The organism is Gardnerella sp. c23Ub_4 (genome assembly GCF_055804115.1).
In genome coordinates this window covers 636,019-659,578 of the sequence record NZ_JANUYO010000001.1, presented here as the reverse complement: position 1 = coordinate 659,578, position 23,560 = coordinate 636,019, and the positions used below count along the sequence as shown (strand labels likewise).

General features: G+C 46.0%; 13 protein-coding genes. 3 read left to right on the top strand and 10 right to left on the bottom strand.

Annotated features, from left to right (window positions below; translation table 11 throughout):
• Positions 1-183 precede the first annotated feature (183 nt).
• Both NYP67_RS02585 and NYP67_RS02580 read left to right on the top strand, forming a co-directional pair.
• Positions 184-1,503, top strand: coding sequence for a sugar porter family MFS transporter (locus tag NYP67_RS02585; RefSeq protein ID WP_016636320.1), 1,320 nt, complete (start codon positions 184-186; stop codon positions 1,501-1,503).
• 62 nt (positions 1,504-1,565) lie between these two features.
• Positions 1,566-4,028 (top strand): LacI family DNA-binding transcriptional regulator, encoded by a 2,463-nt coding sequence (locus tag NYP67_RS02580; RefSeq protein WP_102704938.1) that lies wholly within the window; start codon positions 1,566-1,568, stop codon positions 4,026-4,028.
• Positions 4,029-4,235: 207 nt separating this feature from the next.
• Here the strand turns inward: NYP67_RS02580 and NYP67_RS02575 are convergent, their stop codons facing one another.
• From NYP67_RS02575 to hpt, 9 genes are all read right to left on the bottom strand, one after another.
• Complete coding sequence (locus NYP67_RS02575) at positions 4,236-4,526, bottom strand: hypothetical protein (protein WP_050567573.1); 291 nt, start codon at positions 4,524-4,526, stop codon at positions 4,236-4,238.
• Positions 4,527-4,544: 18 nt separating this feature from the next.
• Entirely contained in the window at positions 4,545-4,817 is a 273-nt protein-coding gene (locus NYP67_RS02570; protein WP_115757313.1) for a hypothetical protein, read from the bottom strand.
• A gap of 238 nt (positions 4,818-5,055) precedes the next feature.
• Entirely contained in the window at positions 5,056-6,900 is a 1,845-nt protein-coding gene (locus NYP67_RS02565; protein WP_473411150.1) for a DEAD/DEAH box helicase, read from the bottom strand.
• Between the two features lie 574 nt (positions 6,901-7,474).
• A complete protein-coding gene (locus NYP67_RS02560; RefSeq protein ID WP_115757319.1) occupies positions 7,475-13,258 on the bottom strand; it encodes a MiiA motif-containing surface protein in 5,784 nt (1,927 codons plus the stop codon).
• A 367-nt stretch (positions 13,259-13,625) separates the two neighbouring features.
• Entirely contained in the window at positions 13,626-14,696 is a 1,071-nt protein-coding gene (locus NYP67_RS02555; RefSeq protein WP_115757322.1) for a lipid II:glycine glycyltransferase FemX, read from the bottom strand.
• A 205-nt stretch (positions 14,697-14,901) separates the two neighbouring features.
• On the bottom strand, positions 14,902-16,578 hold the full coding sequence (gene ettA, locus NYP67_RS02550; protein WP_004130043.1) for an energy-dependent translational throttle protein EttA: 1,677 nt from the start codon (positions 16,576-16,578) through the stop codon (positions 14,902-14,904).
• Positions 16,579-16,675: 97 nt separating this feature from the next.
• Positions 16,676-17,185 carry a DUF3180 domain-containing protein gene (locus NYP67_RS02545; protein WP_473411149.1) on the bottom strand — a complete coding sequence of 170 codons (510 nt, stop codon included), beginning with the start codon at positions 17,183-17,185 and terminating at the stop codon, positions 16,676-16,678.
• On the bottom strand, positions 17,185-20,013 hold the full coding sequence (gene ftsH / locus NYP67_RS02540) for an ATP-dependent zinc metalloprotease FtsH (RefSeq protein WP_415695101.1): 2,829 nt from the start codon (positions 20,011-20,013) through the stop codon (positions 17,185-17,187). Before ftsH ends, NYP67_RS02545 begins: the two co-directional genes overlap by 1 nt.
• A gap of 194 nt (positions 20,014-20,207) precedes the next feature.
• The gene (gene hpt / locus NYP67_RS02535) at positions 20,208-20,762 is read right to left on the bottom strand and encodes a hypoxanthine phosphoribosyltransferase (RefSeq protein ID WP_016636126.1); all 555 of its coding nucleotides are present in this window, start codon (positions 20,760-20,762) and stop codon (positions 20,208-20,210) included.
• 69 nt (positions 20,763-20,831) lie between these two features.
• On the opposite strand from hpt, the gene tilS reads away from it, so the two are divergent.
• A complete protein-coding gene (tilS, locus tag NYP67_RS02530) occupies positions 20,832-21,911 on the top strand; it encodes a tRNA lysidine(34) synthetase TilS (RefSeq protein ID WP_473411148.1) in 1,080 nt (359 codons plus the stop codon).
• Here the strand turns inward: tilS and NYP67_RS02525 are convergent.
• Positions 21,908-23,560 carry a D-alanyl-D-alanine carboxypeptidase/D-alanyl-D-alanine-endopeptidase gene (locus NYP67_RS02525; RefSeq protein ID WP_473411212.1) on the bottom strand — a complete coding sequence of 551 codons (1,653 nt, stop codon included), beginning with the start codon at positions 23,558-23,560 and terminating at the stop codon, positions 21,908-21,910. The two genes, tilS and NYP67_RS02525, sit on opposite strands and share 4 nt — an antisense overlap.

Here is a 23,560-nt window from a genome sequence, read left to right as displayed (position 1 = left end):
GAAAATCTCCTTGAGAAATTTGCGCAAAACTTTTCTCCAGCCTCTATCTTGTGCGCGATATGTTTCTTAACATTTAGATACCAGCCCAAATAGTAGAGTTGCTCTGGATGCAAAGATCGCATCTCCTAGCATCTCTATCAATACGGCTGCCAGATAATTGTTTTCAAAGACGAGTAGGAAATTATGAAAAAACATTTAGTACCATTTTCCGCCACTGCTGCATCACTGGGTGGCTTCCTTTTTGGTTTCGATACGGCAGTAATTTCGGGAACCACAGCCACCCTGCAAGATAAATGGGATCTCAGCGCTGGGCAACTCGGTTTTACCGTATCTTGCGCGCTGATCGGCACTATTATTGGCGCTTTATTCGGCGGTATCCCCGCGGATCGGTGGGGACGCCGGCCAGTTCTCAAAGGAGTGGCCTCCCTCTACCTATTGACCTCCATATGCGTAGCTATCGCCAACAGTTGGGCATTTTTCTTAGTATTTCGTATGCTAGGCGGCATAGCAGTAGGTGCATCTTCCGTAATAGCGCCACTATATACTGCAGAAATATCTCCAGCTGCCCGCCGCGGAAAACTAGTAGCTACCGTGCAACTCAACATAGTTATCGGAATAGTAGTTTCGTATCTATCTAACTACGTTATAGTTAAGATGATGCCTATCGAAGTAGGCTGGCGTTGGATGCTCGGAATTCAAGCAATTCCATCGTTAATTTTCCTCGCAGTTTGCTATTTCATTCCCGAGAGCCCGCGGTGGCTACATCAACGCGGTAAAGAAAAAGAATCTTTAACAGTCATGAAAGATCTATGGGGAAACGAAGAAGCCGCAGAAGTATTGGCCAACATGCAACAGGCCGTTCCACAAGTAAAGACAAAAGAACCTTTCTTCTCCAGCCGTACTGCCCGCCCAATTGCGATGGCTATTCTTATCGCCTTCTTCTCCCAGTTCGCTGGCACTAATGCGGTACTTTACTACGCACCTTCTCTCCTACAATCAGCAGGTATTGCGGGCGATGCCGCTTTCGCATCCTCCATATTAGTAGGGTTGACGAATTTAGTGTTCACACTGCTGGGACGTTTACTAGTAGATAAAGTGGGGCGGCGGCCGTTAGTAACTTTGGGAGCTGGAATAGATCTGTTAGCTTTGGTAACAATTGCAGGTATTTTCTACTTCTCCGGCAATAATCTATCTACCACGACGGGCATTATCGTTTTGCTTTTGATTATCGTATTCATTGCCGCGTTGGCGTTGGGAATCGGCTCAGTACTATGGGTATTCATCTCGGAAATCTTCCCACCCGAACACCGCGCCAATGGGCAAGCCACTGGTTCGGCTGCACATTGGGTAGCGGCAGCGATTATTTCCAGCACTTTCCCCGTAATGTTTAAAGCCTCTATGACTTTCACATTCCTGTTCTATGCAGCTTGTATGCTGGGTGCAGTGATTTGGTCATGCACTATGATGCCGGAAACAAAGGGATCTATCCTCGAAGAAGTCTAAAGAGAGCAATCTAGCTCAGCAGCGAGGCCAAAATTAAATCCGTACTTGCAGAGGATGAAAAGATGCAAAAAGTAAGTATGAAAGACGTAGCGCAATGCGCTGGCGTATCCATCACTACCGTATCTCATGTCCTCAATGGTACTCGCCGCGTCGATGAATCTACGAAGATGCAAGTTCTAGCAGCTAGCAGGGCACTAAATTACAGTAGTCCGCACACTGTGCGCTCTTTACAAGCAGGAGCACTGCCGAAGATAGGAATCGTCGGCACCTTGCTTGGAAATCCGAGTGGAACTGCATTAAATCTAGAGCTAGCAAGGCAAGCCACCGATAGTGGATTAACACCGTTCTTATCGGATATTGGCGCAAATGTGCTTACAGAAGAAGCCGCTCTGAATGCTTTGATTGCCCATCAAATCGATGCGGTAGTCATTAGTCCTATACCAGGATGGCGGCGGCATTCTCTGCCCCGTTTACGCAAACACAAAGTTCCATTTGTGGTAGTCAATAGCAACGATTTAGCTGTGATTGCGCCGCAGATATGCACCGATCATCAGCAAGCTATTAGAGATATTACTATGCATCTGCTGGAGCATGGAGCACGGTATCCCGTACTTTTTTATCCAGATAGACGCATTAATAACGGATCGCAGCATTTGCGGGGATTCGAAGAAGCCTTGATTGAAAAAGGATACCGGGTAACGCGCCGGCAACTGGTAAATACTCCATCCTCTCCGAGGGGAATCCAGCGGCACATATCTTGGACTTTGGATAATTTCCCGCATATCGATGCACTTGTATTGGGCAGTTCTGCTATGTGCGCACCCGCTTTAGCAGAAATTCGCCGCCGCGGGCTCACTATCGGAAAAGATATCCGAGTGGGAGTATTTGAAGATTCGGAAATCTTCAATGATCACTTCTTCTTGCGCGCAATCGACCCGTTAGAAGAAGTGGCAGAGAAAGTAATTGAGAAAATTATTTATTTTCTGCGCACCCAAAGTGGAGCCAATACTGAATCCTATATCGACTTAGTACCTTGCCCGCTAGTTAGTGGCCCAAGTTGCGGTTGCCCAGCTGTTGAGCAGGAAATACCGCCTTCAGAAACGGAATCACATCCTCTTTATGCCTCTGCACATGGGCGGCGGCATGCCGGATGGATTTCCGATAAACCACAAATTACGAAAAATCGAAAAAATATCTTATCTAGTACGAAAGAAAATACTATGACTAAATCTAATAATTTCCCCGATAAATTCTTCCCTGGCCTGCATATGCGCCCTGATTTCGGTTGGGTGAATGATCCGAATGGAATTCACAAGGTCGGAGATACTTGGCATATGTTCTACCAGTTCAACCCGAAAGCTCCTTGGCATGATCACATTCATTGGGGGCACGCCACTTCCAAAGATCTAGTAAATTGGAAATCGCAAGAAATTGCGCTAAAACCGCGCTCTGGTAAACCGGATGCAAGTGGCTGCTGGTCTGGGGTAGGGCTGGTGCATGAAGGAATTTCTTCTTTGCTCTACACCGCCGTCACGCAGCTCGATGGCCCCTCTCTCACGGTACTAGCAGAGGAAACAGCTGACCGCACCGGCTGGGAGCCTACGAAGGTAGTGGCCACCATGCCTCCTATTAAAAATATCCGCGCTATGCGCGATCCTTTCGTTTTTGAAGTAGATGGCACTACTTACGCTATTCACGGCGGCGGTTTTGAAGACGGCACGCCCGCTATATTCCTTTATGACTGCACTGATTGGTACAACTGGAAGTATCTAAATACACTGCTCGTAGGAGATGATCCTATTGCTTCTATTTACGCCCCCGCTTCAATTTGGGAATGCCCGCAACTGGTAAAAATCGGAAATTCTTGGGTACTTATTGCTTCGCAATGGGTAGAAGCCGAAATGCTTATGGATCACTTAACCGGAGTTGCCTACCTGGTAGGTGATTTAGATATGAGTGCCGGATATCCCCGATTCATTCCGCGCACCGGCGGCAAATTAGACGCCGGCCCCGATTTTTATGCTCCCCAATGCGTAGTAGATAAAGATCGCATTCTCATGTGGGGTTGGACGTGGGAAGGCTCCGATCGCAGCGATGCAGATATTGACGCATCTGGATATAACGGAGCACTCACCCATCCGCGCCGTTTGCATATTTCGGAAGGAAGAGTGTGGGCTGCACCTGCCCAAGAACTCTTCGCTTTGCGAGAAGGGAAAGGGGAAGTGATTACTGAGCTCCCCGATACTTTGCAATTCTCTCTAGATATAGCTGGCACCGGGACTATTGCTTTGCTTGATTCGAGCACTAATGAAATCCTCTTCTCCGCAGAGATTAGCAATCCGGCTACGCTCTGGGTAGATGGATCATTAGTGGAGCTATTCCAAGACGATACTCCCTCTTTTACGCAGCGTATCTATCCGCAAGGCTCGCTCCAGTTACAGCTATCAGAAAATCTACAAGCAACTTTCTACCGGCTATCTGCTTTTGATGACGACGGTACTCGCCTACCGCGTGCACTGCGTTAAAAAACATCGAAGCCTAGAAGTTTCTAGATAGATATTGGGTCGCCCAGCTTTCTTGCCGGGCGACCCAAATTTTCCTAATTGGTTTCATAGTTGCCGAAGATGATACAAATGCGCGAAAGTAGCGGCGGGCGCGAGCGGCCCTGTTAAAAACCGGTCGCCAGGTTTTAGTTGAAATCACGAGGGTGTTTCGTAAATACTCTCAAAGCGCTATGCCTCGGTGTCAATATGCGCCGACGTTGCAGTGGTTGGTTTGTTCAGACCCGCTTTCGAACCGAGGTCAATACCGAGTTTCTCTTCAACCTTCGCAATTGCCGCCTCGTTCTTCTTATTCAACACAGACTGCAAGAAATCCGCCTGGTTCGGAACATCTTTCATCCACACCAGCATATCCAGCAGGTTCGTCGTCGACTTACCGTCCTTATCCTTACCCGGAAGCAACATCACCTCCATAAAGTTCGCCGTCGTAAACGTCTTCGCCAACGCATCAACCTTCTTCATAGAGCCCTCGCCTCCCTTCTACGAAGCGAGCTTATACATCATGCCCAAAGTCGCTTTCTGGGAATCATTCAAAGCACCCGCCAGGCTCTCCAGACGATCCGCATACTTTGCAAAAACATCCTTCGGATCACTCGACACCTTCGACACACCACCCACAGCCCCAGGAATCCCAGACACACCACTCGAAGGCTGCTTAGCCTCATCAAGAATTCCCTGCCATTGAGCCTTGCCAGCCTCGTGAAAAGCAATGTAGCGTTGCGCCGCCGCGGATTGCATCCCTTTCTCAGACACCGAACCGCTCGCATAGCTCGGAGAATACGCAAAAATCAACCGTTGTTCTTCCGTGTAATAGTTGCTGACTGCCAGCCCATTTGTAGTATCCGGACCGAGACACCCAATGATATATACACCTTTTTTCTGGACAGTTAGTGAAAGGGGTACATATCACGGCGTATTGAACAACAAAAAGCGGAAAAACTGACGCACTTTGTACCAAATTCGACCTAAATCACGTACAAAAAGCGGAAAATTATGCGTGACGTTGCGAACTATGCGAGTCACGCGAACTGCGCGAATCATGCGAACGTCCGCGTCCTCTACCTCTGCCTCTGCCTTTGACTCCACCTTTGCGCTTCGGCTGCTCTGGCTCTGGCATACTCCAGCCCTCTTGCAAATCCGCCAAATCGCCAACAATCTCTTGCAAAATCGGCGACTCTGGCTTAACATCTTGCGCTTTAGCATTAATGCCAGCACGCCTCAACATAGTGTGAGCCATGCGCTTTTGATTCGGCAACACAAGAGTCACAACATTGCCCGACTCGCCTGCGCGCGCAGTACGCCCCGACCTATGCAAGAACGACTTTGGGTCCTCTGGCGGCTCCGTTTGCACAACAAGCGCCACATCGCTAATATCAATGCCTCGCGCAGCAACATCCGTAGCTACTAACACGCGTACATCTCCGTTAGCAAAAACGCTCATATGCCTATCGCGTTGATTTTGAGACAAGTTTCCTTGCAAATCAACTGCAGGAATACCCTGTTGCACAAACTTCTTTGCCATATTCTTGGCTTGATACTTTGTGCGCGTAAAGAATATTGAGCGTTTTTTGCCCGAAGCCAGCTTTCTCAAAACTTCGTACTTATCTGCCGCAGAAACGCCAAAAACGTAATGTGTCATTGTGTCTACTTGCGAATCCGCGTCATCTACAGCGTGAACAAGCGCATTTGGCAGGAAGCGATTTACTATAGTCGCAACTTGCTTATCTAAAGTAGCAGAAAACAGCATGCGCTGACCGTTTGGATCAGTCTGCTCAAGCAAGCGCGTAACGGCTGGCAAAAATCCCATATCTGCCATTTCGTCCGCCTCATCTAAAACGCTTACCATCACTTTTTCGAGCGTTAACGCGCCTTGACGCAGCAAATCCTCTAATCGCCCTGGGCAAGCCACTACGATTTGCGCTCCCTGCTTAAGAAGCGCCATTTGCTGCTTATAACGCACGCCGCCATAAACCGTTACAGTTTTCATGCCGTAAGCAGCCGCTAGAGGCGCGATTACGTCGTCTATTTGATGCACCAGCTCGCGAGTCGGCGCCAAAATCATTGCGTGAGGCGCTGGAACATCGTCTTCTTTGCGATTCTTGTTTTTTCTAGAAGCGCGACCCGAGTTTATTAAATCAACAAAGTTATCGGCCAATCGCGCAACAAGCGGAATAGAAAACGCTAGCGTCTTGCCACTTCCCGTTCGGCCGCGCCCAAGAATGTTCGCGCCTTGCAAAGAGTCTGGCAAAGTCGCCTGTTGTATTGGAAAAGCCGTGGTTTTGCCGTCTGCGCGCAAAACTTCCACCAAAGGCTGCGGAACGCCTAGCTGCGCAAAAGTCACGTCATCGCTATAGTTTTCGCGCGATTCCACAGCTGTATCTGGGATCATTACGGAGTTTTTTGTGATTTCTTGATTTTGCTTATCTGAATTTTGCTTATTTTGATTACGATTATTTAGACGATGATTCTTAAAGTCACGATTCTTAAAGTCGCGCTTATCAAAATCGCGCTTGCTAAAGTCCTGAGAAGTAAAGCCCTTCTCTACAAAGTCCTTCTCAGCTTCTTGAATTGCCATCTCTTCGTATTGCAAAGCTTTTTCTCTGGCGCGACTTCTAGCTTTATCTGCCTTACGATTGCGGTTCTTACGCGCATTAAACTCGTTATTCTTACGATTTCTTCTATATTCAAATGGATTTTCTTTGGACTTATAACCTTTTTTAGAAAAATTCTTATTATCTTTTTGACTTACAGCGGATTTTTTACTATTCGATTTTCTAGCAGCAGTTTTCTTAGAGCCTTGCGTTTTAGCAAACGCATCATAATGAGTATGTGGCACAATAGCCTTTCGTATTTTATGATTGAACAATTCGATTGACGAATCGATAAAAAGTCATGAACTAACCGAGATTAGCACACGCCCCACACAAAAACCCTGTATTTAAGATATACGCAATTGTTAAAGCACGTAAGAGGGCTTGGTAATTCTTGGTCACGCAAGCGACATTTCCTATTTGGTATTGCGCGAGGTTTGAGTATTTCTCTCCTCGCAGGCGCGACGACCTGCCTTTTCGCTTAGAGCGTAGCGCGAAAAGGTAATTCGGAGCGCTGAGCTTGCTCAGGTTGAAAGCACGGTGTGCTTTCAATGCAAGCGAAGACGCGAGCGCGCTTAGACCGCGCGAACGAAACGCCTCTTTCGCTGCGAAAAATCTCGAATCTCTACTTCACCTGGCGTAACCTTGTAGTGCGATTGTACTTAAAATACGGCGTGTCGTCATACAAACGCACTACATAAACAAAAGCCTCGCTCGGCCAAAGACCAAACGAGACTTATGAGTATTGCTATAAGCACTAGTAAAGCTAATCAGCTAGCAGTAAAACATCAGTCAAGCTAAATAGCTTACAGCCAAGCATTAGTCGCGATTAGCGTGCTTTGTGCGCATGCGTCGAGTTGCAAACGCTCCGCCGATTGCAGCAATCATAGTTGCCATCAATCCAGTAGTCGCAACGTTTGCACCAGTCGCAACGCCTGCATTTCCGCGAGAGCGCATGCCCTTTATAACGCGGCTGCGAACAGCTGCACGCACTTTTGCTGCATTGGCTTGAGCATCCGCAAGCGCCTTACGCGCATCCGCAAGCTTAGCTGCCGCAGCGTCGACTTGCGCTTGCGTTGCATGCGGATCTGCAGCAACGCGCTTAGCTTGTGCCAAAGCTTCGTCTAGCGTGGCAGCAGCCTGCTTAACAGCAGCATCCGCCTGCTTAACTTCTGTCGAGTTTTCTACAGCGTTATTTACAGCCTTGTTGTCAACACCTGCATTGGCTGCGCCCGCAGCGCCAGCGCCAGCAGCACCAGCGCCTGAGCCTGGAGCTACAGCACCCATACCAGCGCCTTGCGCACCTGCACCTGGTGCGCTTGGATTTGTGCCAGCAGCACCAGAGCCTGGATTAGCGCCACCTGGATTTTCGGTTGTGTTAATCTGATTAATCAAATTCTGCTTATTAACGCCACCGCTCGTGCTTGTGGAAGTGCCAGAGCCAGAATCCGAGCTGCTACCAGAATCCGATTCCGAGCCAGAGCCAGTATTGTCATCACCGCTTGGAGGAACTGGAGTTGCATCCTTGCCATCAAGAGCCTCAGCCGCATCGCTCAACGCCTTAAGCGCTGCATCCAAAGCTTTTTGCTTATTCTCCTTGGTGTCAAGATGATCGTCTGCGCTAGCATCCTTCTTACCAGTTAGTTTATCTATAATATTCTGAGCAGCGTCAAGAGCATCGCCATACGCCTTCTTCTTAGAATCAGAAGCCTTAGTGTACTCTACAGACTTCTTAATATCCGCATCTTTAGCGATTTGTTTCTCAAGAGGCTTGGTGTTAACACCATCCAAAGCAAGGCGAGCCTTAATAAGCTTGTCAAGAGCAGCATCGATTTCTTTCTGTTCAGTTGCTTCTTTATCTGCATCAGAAATATCAGCAGTAGCAGCACCATTCAAAACTGTTTGAGCTTCGTTCAAAGCCTTATCAAACTCATCTTTCTTATCTTGAGAAGCAGTGGTATAAACAGAATCGCCTGGAGTCTTAGGATCAGTTTCACTTGGCTTCAAGCCCTTATCAGATTCAATTTCATTCTTAAGAGCATCAGTCTTTAGACCAGCGCTCTTGGCATCAGGATCAATAGCGCGCATTGCTTTAAGAAGGTCATTGTACAAAGTATTGACTTCATCGGCGCCCTTATCAGCACCCTTGTCAGCTGTAGTTAGCGTTGTTGCAGCATCAAGATAATTATCGAAATCATCTTTCTGCTTCTTTTCAGCAGGCTTTGTAGTGTCAAGCTTTGAGTACTTGCCACCTTGCTTATTCTTAAAGTCGCTGGCTTTCTTCTTCAGCTCTTCAAGACGAGCCATAGCATTATCGGTGTTTGCAGCATTAGCGAGCGCATCGTCGATGTCGTCAACACCAGTGTCTTTGCCCTGGTCATCTTTGCGATTACCAGCATCAGTAGTGTTGATGATATCTTTATACGCTTTCTTCTGCGCATCATTCAAATGCTCAAGGTTGTCAATTGCTTTAAGCGCATCCTCGATCTTCTTGGCCTTCAGCGCGCGATCAGCAATACCCGTTGGGTCGCCAAGCTTCTTTGCCTTATCGATGTCATCAATAGCCTTCTGCTTTTCAGCATCGGGAAGATTGCTATCTTGAATGCGCTTCTTCTGAGCTTCCTTTTCCTTGTTGAGCGCATCCTTATTGTCATTCTCTTGATGTTGTTTGTTGTTTTGCTGCGCGTTAGTCACTTGAGTGTTGATCTCTTTAAGTGCATCATCAATCTTCACGCCATCAACAGCAGTCTTGATATCAGAAGGCTTCTTAGCATCTTTTACAGAAGTCTTAGCACCGTTGATTGCAGTCTTGGCAGCTTCTACCTTCTTCTTAACAGCTTCTTTCTGAGTCTCATTCAAGCCATTTTCAGCGTCGGTCAGCTGCTGCAAAAGCGCATCAAGCTTCGCAATACCAGCGTTCTTAGCATTTTCTTCGTTAATCGCATTCTGGCGCTTGGCTGCGGCAAGAGCATCCTTAATCTCTTGTGCAGTTGCTGCAGCAGGATCCTTCTTTGCAAGAGCATTTTCCAAATCGGTAAGCGTTGAATCCTTAGCAGGAGTTCCTCCGAGCAGCTCGTTAAGAGCAGCATCATCGGCATGCGTAGCCTCTGTGTTGTCTTTAGCGCCAGTGCCGTGGTCGAGGAACACAAACTTTTCTTTTTGTGCTCCATCCTTAACACCCTTAAGCTCATCTGCTAGCTTTGCAGCATCAACAATCTGCTGGACGTCTGCAGGAGTCTTAATATCTGTACCATTAAGCTTATTCTTAAACTCCGTCTTTTCTTCATTTGACAAATTCTTAAGAGCTTCGATTGCTTTCTTTGCAGCTTCTTTAGCGGCGTCAAGCTTCTGCTGGTTCTCAGCGTCAGTCCCATTCTGATTGCCGCTTATTTCACCCTTAATCTTAGGATCAGTAGAAGTTGAGTTCTGATTTGCTTTCTCTGCAGCTTCCTTCAAAATATTTTGAATCTGCTCAGCAGTAGTTGCTTCATCAATACGCTTATCAAAACCATCCTTATCCGTCTTAGTCAGATTTGGATTATGATCGATAGTTTCCTTAGCTTGCTTTCTCATCTCCTTAAGCTCATCGTCGCTAAGCTTTGGAGTTTCTTCCTTCTTCTTGTAGCTAATAGCAACAGTGAAAAGCTGAGTACCCTTGGCATCCTTAAAGACGATTGACTTATAGTCTTTTTTACCATCGGTTTCACTGGAAGTAACTGACTTAATATTATCGTCAGCAATCTCCATATCAATAGTGCCAGACTTTGGAGTTAAATCAGTAGGTAAAGCTGTAGTGACATCATTAGCCTGGAAATTGTCGCTTTTATCGTAGTTAGCTTTTACGAACGCTTTAACAGCCTTCTTGAAATCATCTTCAGTAAGCTTAGTTGGATCGTCAACTACAACTTCACCAATAGAATTGTACGTACGATCAGCATGCTTTACTTCACTCAGCTTCTTAATAAGATCACGAAGCTCTTCGGCATCATTCATCTTATCAATAGCATTATCAGTTATTTCATCTTTATTTAAACCAGCTCTTCTAAAGTCAGATTTAGTAAGATTTTTCTTTTCATTCAAAAGCTGCTTAGCAAGCTCTTTCAATTTTTCAACGGTGTTGTCCGTAGGAGTCTGCTGAGTACCCTTTTTAACATACAAATCTTTGGCTTGGATGGTAAACAGGCCCCTTTCCAAAGAAGAATTCCAATCGGCACCATTGTCAGCATCAGGATCCCAAGGGTGACCATGAACTGTAATAGCAAAACCGTTAGTAGGATCTATACTAAATGAAGTCATCGGGCCATCATTAGGTGCTTTAGCACCATAGGCGCCCATATTCTTAGTACCAGCTTTTGGAACCCACTTCGTATTAACAGTAACACTGTCAGCGACAGTAGCCAGGTCATCATCAGATACGTTATTGTAATTGTCTTTCACAAACTGCTTTAATGCTTTAATAGCATCTTGAACAGTTGGCTTATCTCCATCAGTCTCAATTTTTCTAACGTTATATGTGAACGTATTCTTTGCTTGATCTGGGTCAGTATCAGTCTTACTCGTAGGAGTCTGCTGCGTAGGACTCTGAGTACCAGTTCCATTTACTTTCTTCTTATAGAAGATGCCGATTGGATACTTTCTATCTTCATATCCTTCGGCTTTAAAAGTTATAGTACCGTTTGCAATATCAATCTTTGCAGAAGTAAGAGTTACAGTCTTATTACTATCGCTTGAGTCCTTAGCAGTTAAATCTTTCAATGCTGTTTCAAGGTTGCTAAGCTGATTCTGATCAACTGTTGCAGTCTTATCAAATGGATCGAAAGTAACTTCCGTAGGTGTTGCTGGCAAATCAACCGTAAACTCTTTGGTAGTTTGCTTTTGCTCAGGCTTTGTAGCTTGCGTCTGCCTCTTCTTCAAGAACATCCAAGCAGGAACTGTAGTTTGTGAACCATCTGCCCAAGTAATTACAGCATTGTTTTTGTTATCAAACGTTACAGGAGACGTATTATTGTTATGCGTTTTAGCAGCTTGATAAACAGGGAAACTCTTATTTGCTTCATCAAATGCCGACGCAATAGTATTCTTTTGATCTTGAGTTAATGCCTGAGATGGGTCATCTACTTCCGTAGGAACTGGAACGCGATACGGCGCCCAGTCGGAGATCTTTGGCCCTTGGAACACAAGCTCAGACGCAGGAATCGTAGCTTTGGAGCCATCTTCATACGTTACAACAAGGTTTTTGCCGTCTTGATCGAAAGCAATAGGATTATCCTTAGCAAGATGTTTGTTGAAATCTGTATTGTCCTTATTCTTTTCCTTGAACGCGTCAATAACAGCCTTTTTATCTTCATCACTTAACGAATCAGGGTTCACAACAGGAATTGCATCAGGCAAAGTTGGCTTATACTTATCGCTATCGGACTCGTCTTTAGAAACAAGCAAGCTAGCTGGCATAGTGCGCTTAGTGTTGTCTTTGAAGGTTATAGTTGCAGAGCCATTATCATTTACAACAATGCCGTCTTGACCGTCTTTAACTAATTCGTCAAACAGAGTTTGAGAACCAGCTGGGCCGCGATTAGCCTTTTCAATTGCTTCTTGAACCTTGCCCTTTTCATCTGTGCTAAGCGCATCAAGCTTCTTAACCTTCGTAACCTCTGGATAGTTAAGCTTCAAATGGTCCGCAATCTTCGGCGTATTGTGCTTTTGGCCAACCGCATAGTGCCAATTACCAGCAAAACGATAAACGCCAGCAGCAAAACGAAGTGGATTAGTATCGCGCTTCTCCCAAGCATCCGTTGTCATCTCGCCAACATAAGTCATGTCATAGAAGCGCTGCCCTGCAGACTCCCAGTCTACAAAAATGCCTTGCAAGCCAGCGGTTTCACCCTGGTAATCACCCCACTGACTCTCCGTTTTTCCAACGTTATCGTACTTTCCACCATTAAGACCAAGCAGCTGCTTCCAACCCTTGCTGGCAAGCACATTCTTCTCATCAAAGTAGAAGTTGGAGATGCCTTTCCATTGCTTTGGAGTATCATATGTTTTCTTAGATGCAATGCCGTAGCCGTTTGTATCTGTAAACGTAAACTGCGATGAACCAGCTGGTACAAACGGATTATTTCCGCGCTGATTTGTCATTTTTTCAATGCGCGTATACGTAATATTCTGCACGTTCTGCAAGCCCTTAGGAACACCAAACCACCACATTGGGCGGAATCGCCAATCGTCGGCTGCGCCGCCGTCTTTGTTGCAATTAGAAAGATAATGAACGCGAACAAACTTTCCAAGCGGGTCTTTACCCTCATCCTTGCCCGCCTGAGCATGCTCAAGAGTATCGTAATAATCCACTTCTATGTGGAAACGAGCTTCTGTATAACTTGCGTCTGTTTTATAACCGTAATAAATGTTGTTGCCAGTGCCGTCTACATAACCGTCAGCATAGGCAGGCGAGGAAACGAATACCCCCCCCCCGAGCACCATTGCGCCAGCTAGCATTGCAGCGCAAACACTCTTTGAAAGAACTGGCTGAGAGTCTACCCCAACACCAGCTTTAAAGCTAGAATCAACTCCAGAATAGTGCTTAACTACACGAATCTTCTTAGACATACTCTTACTCCATTATCTTACTCTTTGGATTAATGCGCCAACCCGACCGCAAAATCCACATAACTATGCAAAGCATATTTTACTAATTGTTTTATACAATTTAAGATTAATTCGTATGATGAATTTTGTGTGATTAACGCACTTTGTACCAAATTCGACCTAAAACACGTACAAAAAGCGGAACACCACTCCGCACTTTGTACCAAATTCGACCTAAAACACGTACAAAAAGCGGAACACCACTCCGCACTTTGTACCAAATTCGACCTAAAACACGTACAAAAAGCGGAAAGACTCGTGGGAAAAATAAAAGCGACTAGCCACAAAAACATGCAACTAGTCGCAAAAGCGCCATTAGAGCTAAATATCACTCCGACTTAGCAGATGCGCCATCAGCCTCACTCTTAGAAGCATCAGCTTTAGTCTCTGGCAAATCATCCCACCTGCCAACAAACTTCTTGTAAGCGTCTTGGTCAATAACAACGTCTAACTCGCCAATCCAAGTAAACGGATCATTCGCTCTGCAAAAACCGTTCTTAAAGAAGTAAAGGCCTTCATCCATGCTAAGCGAATAAGTTCCGCCCATGTTGAACCACTTTAAGCCAAGCTCCTTAGTGCGCAAAATCAAATTCCAAATACACGTATAGCCTGGAGCAACCTTTCCATGCATGGTCTGCGTTGCGCCGTAAATGTACCACAAAGTGTCTTTGTATGGGAACGAAAGCATGCTTGCAACTGGCTCACCCTCGTACTCGCAAGTGCAAATCTCAATCTGCGGGTATGCAGCAAGCAAGCGCTCAAAGTATTCAAATGGCCTATATTTAATGCCATGCCTGTTTGCCATAATCTTTGTAAGCTCGTAGAAGGTTTGCAAGTCTTCTTCCGACCTACTCCAGCGAGTTACAACACCAGCCTTAATGCCAGCACGAATATGCCTTCTTGTAAGCGTGCTAAAACCAGCCATAAGCTCTTCTTCGGTTTTGCCCTCAACCTTAAGCATAATCTCGTGAAGCGGGTTGGAGTAAGACTTAGGGTGGAATCCCTGGCCTCTAAACGTGTAGCCAGCAGCCCTGTACTTTTCTATAAGAGCCTCGTCGGTTTGAACGCAAGGGTCCATTCTAAGCAAAAATGCGTTGTACTTTTCAAAAAGTGGCTTTGCTTCGTTGATTAGCTTTTTAGTGGTTTCAACGTCGTAAAAATCGCAAACTGGGCCTCTAGGAGCGTAAAACAGCGTTTTATCGTCTACAGCCTTAATGCCAAGAATAGACACTGCAGCAGTAATCTTGCCGTTTTCTTCCAGATAAACGTATTCGCTAGACCAGTTGTTTTTAACCTTTGCCCATGCCATGTCTTGCATTGCATTAGTGTACGGAGAATTTTTTACAAAGTCCTCGTATTCTTTAACTTTAGCAGAATCATTTTTATCTAGTATTGGCATTTGCACTCCTTTTTTAGCTCAATACACGATTTTAGCGCGACTACCGTTTAAGATATTTGCTTTAGCGTTTTACAAGGCGATTTGCCGCCAACAGACTGTGTCTTGCTGCTAAAAGCTTGCGACTTGCGACTAGCAACTTACGACTTGCCACCAACAGCTTGCGATTAGCCGCCATTCGACAGTCGCAGCAACACACAACTTGCGATTAGCGCGTAAGCTTTCTGTGCAAGCGATGCGGGCGAGCAGCTTCCTCACCAAGGCGCGCAATCTTGTTTTCTTCGTACGCCTGGAAGTTGCCTTCAAACCAGTACCAATTTGCAGGATTCTCGTCTGTGCCCTCCCAAGCAAGAATATGCGTTGCAACGCGGTCTAAGAACCAGCGATCGTGCGAAACAACCACAGCACATCCCGGGAAGTCAAGCAAAGCGTTCTCTAAGCTTTCAAGAGTTTCAACATCTAAATCGTTAGTAGGCTCATCAAGCAGAAGCAAGTTGCCGCCCTGCTTAAGAGTCAAAGCCAAATTCAAGCGGTTACGCTCGCCGCCAGAAAGCACTCCCGTAAGCTTTTGCTGATCCGAACCCTTAAAACCAAAGCTTGCAACGTATGCGCGAGTAGGAATCTCAACGCCTGCAACCTCAATAAAATCAAGGCCTCCCGAAACAGCTTCCCACAGATTCTTATTTGGATCCAAGCCTGCGCGATTCTGATCTACGTACGAAATCTTTACAGTGTCTCCAACAGTAAGCTCGCCGCCAGAAAGTGGCTCCAAGCCCACAATCGTCTTGAAAAGCGTAGACTTACCAACGCCATTCGGACCAATCACGCCAACAATGCCGTTACGAGGCAACGTAAACGACAAATCGTCGATTAGCACGCGATCGCCAAAAGCCTTGTGAATATGCTTCGCTTCCAAAACTTGCGATCCCAAGCGCGGACCTGCTGGAATTTGAATCTCCGAAAAATCAAGCTTCTTGGAATTGCGTGCCTCTTGCTCCATTTGGTCGTAACGCTCCAAACGAGCCTTATTCTTGGCCTGGCGAGCCTTTGGCGAGCTACGCACCCAGTCAAGCTCATTCTTCAAGCGCTTAGCAAGCTTTGCATCTTTAGCGCCCTGAATCTCCATACGCTTGGCCTTAGTTTCCAAGTAAGTAGTGTAATTGCCCTTGTATGGGTAAAGCTGACCGCGATCTACCTCGCAAATCCACTCTGCAACGTTATCCATAAAGTAGCGATCGTGAGTTACAGCAATAACAGCGCCTTCGTACTTGTGCAAGAACTGTTCCAGCCAAAGAATTGACTCCGCATCCAAGTGGTTTGTAGGCTCATCAAGCAACAGCAAATCTGGAGCTTCAAGCAAAAGCTTGCACAATGCCACGCGTCGTCTTTCTCCACCCGAGCACACAGAAACAGGCGAATCTGGGTCTGGGCATTGCAAAGCGTCCATTGCCTGCTCAAGTTGCGAATCCAAATCCCAACCGTTAGCCGCATCAATCTCCGTTTGCAGCTTGCCCATTTCTTCCATCAATGCATCAAAGTCGGCATCTGGATTTGCCATCTCTTCGCCGATTTTGTTGAATCGATCAACCTTTTGAGCAATCTCACCAAAAGCCATCTTAATGTTTTCGCCAACGGTTTTAGTCTCATCCAGCGGCGGCTCCTGCTGCAAAATGCCAACGGTGTAGCCTGGAGTAATCGAAGCTTCGCCGTTAGAAACATTTTCCAATCCAGCCATAATCTTTAGCAACGTTGATTTACCCATGCCGTTAGGTCCAACAACGCCAATTTTTGCGCCCGGCAAGAAGCTTAAGGTAACGTCGTCTAGAATTACGCGATCTCCGTAAGACTTGCGTGCCTTAATCATTTGGTAAATAAATTCAGCCAAAGTAATACCTTTCTTAAAATTGTTAAACCGCTATTTTAGTTGCAATTTTGATTGCCATTAGTCGCCGTTAGTTGCCATTAATCGCAGCTGAACGCCATTAAACCGCCGCCGCTTTCTGCGCTCGATCCGAAGAATCGCCAGCAGCATCCGCTCCATCTTCTGGAGGAATCTGACACATCCATTCGCCAACAATGCCAATAATCATGTCTATAATGCACACGATTCCCTCAATAACACATTCGCGAATAACGTTGGAATAAAGCGGAATATCCGCGTGCGGCCAGCAAACAAAAATCTGACCTGCATACCAGCCCGTTAAAATAGCACCAGCCATTCCAAGCGATTTTGCAAGCATTAACGCCGAAACAGCCATTTGCATGTTAAAAGGCTTGCGCTCTTTTGGCTTAGAAGTAGCGTATTGATGCGTTTGCCAAGCAAGAACAAACGTGACTATTCCGCCGATTATCATAACAGCCAAAACAATCCACGGAGCTCCCGAAAGCGATATTGCGCTAGATTCTGTAATCGACACCAAAAACGCGCCGAATACAAATCCAAACAATAGTCCAAGCGCAAAATACCACCAAGGCGTACGGTAAGCTTTCATCAGCACTCCCCAATAATCCAGCGCTCAGAATAAACGCCAACTTGCGAAGCATCCTGCAAAAGCGCAAGTTTGTAAGAGACTGGCTCGCCATCAATTGCAGCGTCTGGCTCAACTTGCATCCACGGCTCCAATTGCGCAGCACTTAAGTGCAAAGGATCGCTTGAATCCATTGACTTTGTAGACGCGCTATCTAAGCCGTATTCTCTTGTTCCAACAATATTTAAGCGCAAATCTAAAGAATCGGCAGAATCGCCATCAATTTGATCGCGTTGCATTTGCTCGATTCTTTGCGCAAATTCCTGATTGCTCATTGTTGTAGACGCCACTACAATCGCGCAAAAATCTTCACCGTTTGCATTGCTTGCCTGGTAAAGCGCCGAAACGCCTTCGACTTGAGTTACGCTATGCGAATCTTTATACTCAAGTCCGCTTAATACGTTTAGCATTGCGCGCATTGTTGAATCGCTTTTTTTGCCTTGCATAGACACCACTGCGGTTGTTTGCATTGGGCTATTTAGGGCATTTGTAGTATTTGCGATATTTGAGTTATAGGAAGACTCGTGCGATTCTTGCACTTCTGCGGTTGCTTGCGACTTTTGCGCTTCAGAATCCGCTGCAGCACCAGCCTTAGAAGCATTAGAATCCGAATCCTTATCGCTCTTCTCTAAACTCGCACCTGCAACATTCCTCTTTAAGCTTTCTGGAATCTCTACAGGAGGAAGCGGCGAATCTGGGCGATCCGCATTAGAAAGCCACAAATCGCGCTCTGGCGCTTTACGAATCTTAGAGAAGATTTGCTCAAGTTCCTTCTCGTTAAGAGTCTCCTTAACAAGAAGCTTGCTAACAAGCTCATCTAAAATATCGCGATTATTGTTAATAATCTGCCAAGCCTCGGTATGAGCCGTTTCAATAAGCTTATGAACTTCTTCGTCAATCACTTCCGCAGTCTTATTAGAGAACTTACGCGATTGCAAAGAATCCAAAGAACCAGAAGAATCTTGATCTGCATCCATCCACTTTACAGCGCCAAGCTTAGATGAGAAGCCATATTCAACAACCATCTTGCGAGCGATTGCTGTAGCCTTCTCAATGTCGTTAGAAGCACCAGTAGTTGGATCGTGGAACACAACCTCTTCCGCAGTACGGCCGCCCATAGCATACGCCATTTGATCGAGAAGCTGGTTTCGAGACTGAGAATAGCGGTCGCTAGTTGGCATAACAGCCGTGTATCCAAGAGCGCGGCCGCGAGGCAAAATCGTAACCTTAGTAACAGGATCCGTGTGATGCAAAGCCGCGGCAACAAGCGCGTGTCCACCTTCGTGATAAGCCGTGTTACGCAACTCATCCAAAGCCATGCCCTTAGACTTCTTTCTAGGACCAGCCTGAACGCGGTCAATTGCCTCGTCAATAGCGCGATTGTCAATAAGCTGAGCGCCAGAGCGAGCGCAAAGCAAAGCCGCTTCATTAAGCACATTAGCCAAATCCGCGCCCGTAAATCCAGGAGTTCTAACAGCAACCATATGAAGATCTACGTCTGGAACAAAAGGCTTGCCTTTAGCGTGAACCTTAAGAATCGCCTCTCGGCCTTCCAAATCTGGAGCTTCTACAGCCACTTGGCGATCAAATCGGCCTGGTCGCAAAAGCGCAGAATCAAGCACATCTGGTCGGTTTGTAGCGGCAATAATAATCAAATTAGTGTCGTTATCGAAGCCGTCCATCTCTACAAGCAGCTGATTAAGAGTTTGCTCGCGCTCATCGTGGCCGCCAGTCATGCCACTTCCGCGGCGGCGTCCAACAGCGTCAATCTCGTCAATAAAGATGATTGCTGGAGCGTTCTTCTTAGCTTCATCAAACAGCTCGCGCACGCGAGACGCGCCAAGACCAACGAACATCTCAACAAAGTCCGATCCAGCCATTGCGTAGAACGGAACGCCAGCTTCGCCTGCAATAGCACGCGCAAGAAGAGTTTTACCAGTTCCTGGAGGGCCGTAAAGCAGCACGCCACGCGGAATGCGCGCACCCAAAGCCTTGTAGCGAGAAGGATCTTTAAGGAATTCCTTAATCTCCTCAACTTCTTCTACTGCAGACTGCTCGCCTGCAACATCCGCAAACTTAGTTTTAGGAGTCTGACCTTCCAAAAGCTTTCCACGGCCGCGGCCGCCACCCATGCCAAGCATTCCGCCGCCTGCGCTTGCCATTCTGCCAAACATAAACCAAACAAGTCCAAGCAGAATCAAAATCGGCAGCATAGACGTAATCAAGTACGAGAAAAAGCTAGAAGTTTGTATGCTAACAGTCCAACCGTTTGCTGGCTTAGCCTTTTGAATCTTTTGCACAACTGTCTTGCTTTGAGCAATCGTGTAGTAGAACTGAACGTCTTTTCCGTAATCGTGCTTTTGCTTATCTCGCTTATCTGACTTAACGTACTTATTGTTTAGAGTAAGCTTAACAAGCTGCTTATTGTCTATAACCTCAACGTAATTTGCACTACGATTATCGAGCAACTCTAATCCGTCTTGAGTGTCGATTGTTTGCGAACCATTATGCATAAACATTTGGAATGCAGCTACAGAAAGCAAAACTAAAATAACAATCCAAGTCCAAGGCGACTTAAAGAATTTACGATTGGAATCGGAATTATTGCCATCCTTTGGATTGGCGTTATTCTTATTGCCGTTATTCTTATTGCCGTTATTGTTCTTATTCTTGTTCTTATTTGAATTGTTTCCAAAATTAGGAGGCAAGAACGGATTGTTGCCGTTTCCTCCCATAGGACTTTTCATAGGTCCACCCATAGGTCCGCGAGGCGACATTGGAGAAGCGCCCATACAATCAGACTCCTTTCAGGATTCTAACTAACAACACTCGTCTAAACATGTAATTACTAATCGCAAGCAACCAAAGCGCAATCGCTGTAATCGCTTGAATTAATCCCTTTAATTAATCCCTAAATAAATAGCATGTAATCAATCAAGATTACTCAATTACAACCATCTAATCAAGACCGCTAATAAAGAACCAATCAAGACTCATACACAGAAGGCTTAAGAACCGCAATAGAATTAAGATTCCTGTACTTTTCGTCGTAGTCCATGCCAAAACCGACTACGAACGCGTCTGGAATCTCAAAACCAGTGTACGCAATATCTACTTCCACTTCTCGGCGAGCTGGCTTTGTTAAAAGCGCAAACACCTTTACACTTGCAGCTCCCCTGCCCTTAAGCTCCCTAACAAGCCAGTCCAAAGTCTTGCCAGAATCAACAATATCTTCCACAATCAGCACATCTCGACCGCGAACATCTGTAGTTAAGTCCTCGCGAACCGTAATCTGGCCGCTGGTCTTAGTGCCACTGCCGTAGCTAGAAAGACTCATAAAGTCCATCGGCGCGTTAAGACTAAGCTCCTGCGAGAAAACAGCAAGCGTGTTTACAGCGCCTTTAAGCACTGCAACAAGCAAAATATCGCGGTTTTCGTAGTCTTTGCTAACTTGAGCAGCAACCTCACGAATGCGCTTCATAAGCTCTTCGTGGCTGATTAATTCGTAATCAATATCATCTCTTATATCTGCAACTTGCATGCTAACTATAATTGCATAAGAGAATGACGGACATGTTACAACTTACACATTAGGATTTAGACTATAAGCATGGTGTACTCATCTTGTTGGCGCAAAGGAATCGGCCAAGTAAAACGTTGCTTTAATAACATAGGGTTAAACGTGCAAGACCCTCAATTCTTGCAACACGGCGAACATGCAACTTTGCCATCCGCTCCTATTGTGTTGGTCGCATGCTCTGGCGGTCGCGATTCACTTGCGCTAACAGCGCTTGCATCAAAAGTGTGCGCAAGCAGAGGGATTCAATGCGGTGCAATAATCGTAAATCATAATCTTCAAAAAGACTCCAGCAAAGTGGCGCTTAATGCTGCTAAAACTGTTGCAAAACTTGGAGTAGACGAGTCACTCGTATTTGTTAAATCTGTGCAAGTTAAAGATAACGAAGAGGGAGAAGAAAGCGCAGCCAGAGATGCTAGATACGCTGCGATTATTGAAGTTGCAAAAGACTTGCGCGCGGCGGCGGTTCTTTTAGCACACACAGCAAACGACCAAGCAGAAACGGTTTTAATGGGATTGCGCGATTCTGCTGGCTTGGAGGCCGTGGCTGGAATGAAAGACGTTACAGTTAGGGAGAATGTGCTATTTGCTCGGCCGCTAATTAATCTTATGCGACTTGAAACCACGCAGATTTGCAAGGATTTGGGCGTTGAATGGTGGGACGATCCAACAAACGGCGATTCATCGCCAATCGATGTTGAGCTGCCAAAATCCTACCCGCTGCGCTCTAGAATCAGGCATACACTTATGCCGTATATTTCGCGATTTTTTGAATCAGATATGACTTTGTTGCTTGCAAAAGGAGCGAAATTTGCTCAAGACGACCTAGACTACATAAACTCGCAAGTAAATCTTGTAGAAAAAGAGGCGATTGTAAAAGAGGATTGCAAAGTCAAAATCAAACTTGCGACTCTAGAAAATAGCCACATCTCGATTAGGCGGCGAATCGTAGCTCGCGCGCTAAGTGCTGCTGGAATACGCTTTTCGTCAAATCATATAGAATCAATCGACGAGTTAATAACAAACTGGCATGGTCAAAAGCCGATTGCGCTTCCAGGAGGATATGAAGCAAGCAGAAAATCACATACCATAACGATTTGTGAACGCTACTAAAGATTGGTAAGCTTTGCCATCATCTTATTAATGCCAACATAAGTGTAGTTAACATCTCCAGGCGGATTAACAACAACCGCAAAAGTTAGCGCGCCTCCCGACTTTCTAGAAACGTTGCCAACCATAGACGAAACATCACCCAAAAATCCAGTTTTAACACGCATCAATCCAGCGGCCGACTTATCAACAAGACGCTTTTTAGCAGAAGTACACCAAACGCCTGGCAAGGCCAAACCTTCTGCTGCAGCAGCACCAATCCCCTCCTGAAGATTTTGCGCTTGAACCTGAATCAAAGTAATCGCACGAACAGCGGATTTAGGCGAAAGTCCCGAGCAATCCGACATATGCAATCCGTTTATATCAATACCTAAATCACGCAAAACATCTTGCACAGCCAAAGTTGCACCCTTTGGAGAATTTGGCTTACGCATAGCGAGCGCAGTTAAACGCCCGAACTCTTCCGCAAGGGAATTGTCGGAATGCCTAAGCATATACGCCATTATCTCGCTTAGCGGAGCAGAACAAACGCGCGCAATCTGGCTAAAATCGGCGGAAATAAGCGATTTTTTGTAGCTAACATGCATGGAGTCTGCGCCAGAAATTTTAGCTGCCTTAGTGATTTTTGCAGAATCGCCCTTCCATTCGCGAACGTCAATGCCATATTTTTGCAACAAATTTGCAAAAATCAAACCCGTACTAACAGCAGGATGCCTATCTAAAAGCGGATAATCGTCGGTATCGTCCGCGTCGTTTCCGTACGAAACCCACGCCGCAAAATCGCGATTACGCCCCTCATCCACTGCAACAGACGAAGTTGGAGCGTAGAATCGGCCTTCTTCGTCGTTCTCGTTAATAAGCTCAGGATATCTTTTTGCACCAAACAGCGAATCGTCAACAGCAAACTGAACAATCTTAACGCCCCGCTTTTTAAGAGCGGCAGCCGTTTTATTTGCAAGAGTTTCTAAGCCAGCTCTACCGTTTACGTGATTCGGGTCGCTTTGCCCAGCCCCAAGCAGCATGTCTCCACCGCCGCGCAAAACAATTCGCGCAACACTCCCACCTTCGTCGCAGCTTGCATAAACCAGCGTGTCTAGCGTTGAAGCCATATCTAAAGTATGCGAGGCCGCTAGAGCTGTAAGCGTTTTCATTGTAGACGCTGGTTGCAAAGCAAGATCTTCGTTTTTTGCAGCAATAATCTTCCCGTTTGCATCCGCTATAACAGCCGCCGCATTTGGCCCAAGATCTGGGTAATCAAGGAATGTTTGCAAAACCTTTTCCGCAGCATCTTTGTCAACTGGCTTGTTTTTATCTAATTGCTTTATTAAAGACGCGTAATGCGCTATTTTCTTAGGTTTTGGACTGCTTAGCTCTTGCAAAGATTTATTGTTTTTAATTGCCATTCGCGACTGAATAAAATCGCAATTTTGCAAAAGATCTTTGCTATCAAACAGGATGTATCCGCACATTAGTGATACAACGCTTGCAGCTGCGATTAAGCACACAACAGCGCGATTACGTGACTTTGGCGGCTTTTGCGCACCTAAGCTAGACGTAAATCCAGCTTTTTCTCTTGATTCTTTAGACGTAAAAGCATCTTCGGGAATCTCGATTATATTATCTGGATTCTTAACGTTTTCATCGTCTTGCAT

What these genes read in the sequence shown, in the direction of transcription:
- NYP67_RS02545 (WP_473411149.1), bottom strand. Translation starts at nt 17,185, where the DNA reads ATGAAAGCTTACCGTACGCCTTGGTGGTATTTTGCGCTTGGACTATTG.
- NYP67_RS02580 (WP_102704938.1), top strand. Translation starts at nt 1,566, where the DNA reads ATGCAAAAAGTAAGTATGAAAGACGTAGCGCAATGCGCTGGCGTATCC.
- NYP67_RS02555 (WP_115757322.1), bottom strand. Translation starts at nt 14,696, where the DNA reads ATGCCAATACTAGATAAAAATGATTCTGCTAAAGTTAAAGAATACGAG.
- NYP67_RS02575 (WP_050567573.1), bottom strand. Translation starts at nt 4,526, where the DNA reads ATGAAGAAGGTTGATGCGTTGGCGAAGACGTTTACGACGGCGAACTTT.
- tilS (WP_473411148.1), top strand. Translation starts at nt 20,832, where the DNA reads ATGGTGTACTCATCTTGTTGGCGCAAAGGAATCGGCCAAGTAAAACGT.
- NYP67_RS02585 (WP_016636320.1), top strand. Translation starts at nt 184, where the DNA reads ATGAAAAAACATTTAGTACCATTTTCCGCCACTGCTGCATCACTGGGT.
- NYP67_RS02560 (WP_115757319.1), bottom strand. Translation starts at nt 13,258, where the DNA reads ATGTCTAAGAAGATTCGTGTAGTTAAGCACTATTCTGGAGTTGATTCT.
- NYP67_RS02525 (WP_473411212.1), bottom strand. Translation starts at nt 23,560, where the DNA reads ATGCAAGACGATGAAAACGTTAAGAATCCAGATAATATAATCGAGATT.
- hpt (WP_016636126.1), bottom strand. Translation starts at nt 20,762, where the DNA reads ATGCAAGTTGCAGATATAAGAGATGATATTGATTACGAATTAATCAGC.
- ftsH (WP_415695101.1), bottom strand. Translation starts at nt 20,013, where the DNA reads ATGGGCGCTTCTCCAATGTCGCCTCGCGGACCTATGGGTGGACCTATG.